Raw genomic sequence first — 1,356 nt, 5'->3', positions numbered from 1 at the left:
ATATACCATTGCTTGGCAATCAGAGCAGTACGTACGTGCAAGTGAAGCTTTGCAGAAGTTAATTGCGTTATACCGTTCCCAAGGACAAACCGAAGACGCTTTACAAACTGGCGAAATTTTATTACAGGCTGAAGAACAAGCTCAGAACTTTTACGGGTTGATGAATGCCTACGACCAAATAGGACAGATACAATTGGAACAGAAAAACTATCCGCAAGCACTAGAAGCTTTCCGAAAAGGCTTGGAATACGCACAACAATTGAAGTATAACGAAGCGTATTTTAATCAGCAGATACAAAAAGTCTCGGCAAATACAACAATTAGGTAGATTAGCACGAATAGGTTCGTAGTTGCGCGGTCTTCGCCCGCCTAGCGCAACTACAAACCATTACACAAGCGTTGGTTCTACCTTCTTCCCACGAACAATCTCATAAAGCTTGCTTTCAAATTTTTGTGAACATACTGCCCAATCATATTCAAGTACTAAGAGACGAGCCTGATGAGACATTTCTTCCTTAAGCTCAGGATTCTCTAGAATTGCAATCACCTTGTTAGCAAAATCCGTTGGGTTGTTTGGTTCTGCTAAAAAGCCATTCCGACCAGGAATAACCTGCTCAGCTGTTGACGGTGCGAGCACAGCAACAACAGGTGTTCCAGAAGCAAGTGCTTCGTTATTTGTTGTGCAGAAGTTTTCTGTATCCGAAGGGTTTACAAATACATCTGCGCGAGCAAACCAGCCTAAAAGTTCTGTTCCGTGGGACTCACCCCAAATGGTGATACCAGATCTATACTTTTGAGCACGCTGACGGATCTCTTCATCCATAGGACCACTACCGATAATGACCATATGGACATCTGGAATTTTAGCAGCGATCATTGGATACGAATCTATAAGTTGAGCGACATTCTTTTCAGCAGTAATACGTCCGACAAAAAGGAGTGTTGGTCGGTTATCGTTGGGAATAGGATCATAACAGATATTTGCTGGATCAAATTTTTGACAATCGACTCCTTGATATGGAACATACTCACTGCGCTGACATTTCATCTGTGTGTACTTATCAAGCTGCGCTTTCGAACAAAAGAAACTCACATCGTACAGTTCACTGAATTGCTTAACTAAAGTGGGGATGATGGGACGAATAAACTTAAAAACGCGCTCCCCTAAATAATATTTAACGTATGCAACAATATCAGTATGGAAAAGAGAAACAGTTGGAGTACCTGTTCGTTTTGCATACTCAACAGCAATAGGACGACCGTACCCTTGTAGAAAAAGAGAGTAAATTCCTCTCATTTGCGCTGCTTCCTCAACAACGATAACGTCTGGTTGGAACTTCTCTAATAGCTTTGTAT

1 protein-coding gene and 1 pseudogene are annotated in these 1,356 nt (G+C 41.7%); one reads left to right on the top strand and one right to left on the bottom strand.

What is annotated here, in order from left to right; genetic code table 11:
- Window positions 1-328: pseudogene (locus tag G4P69_RS38295) on the top strand (SHNi-TPR domain-containing protein); the annotation flags it as partial.
- A gap of 60 nt (window positions 329-388) precedes the next feature.
- Here the strand turns inward: G4P69_RS38295 and G4P69_RS38290 are convergent.
- Window positions 389-1,356: glycosyltransferase family 4 protein (locus G4P69_RS38290; RefSeq protein WP_208355204.1), on the bottom strand; the 968-nt coding region annotated here is incomplete at its 5' end.

Source organism: Aetokthonos hydrillicola CCALA 1050 (genome assembly GCF_017591665.1).
In the GTDB taxonomy this organism is placed as follows: domain Bacteria; phylum Cyanobacteriota; class Cyanobacteriia; order Cyanobacteriales; family Nostocaceae; genus Aetokthonos; species Aetokthonos hydrillicola.
Note: the sequence above shows the minus strand (reverse complement) of the source record. Positions and strands in the feature narration are given on the sequence as shown.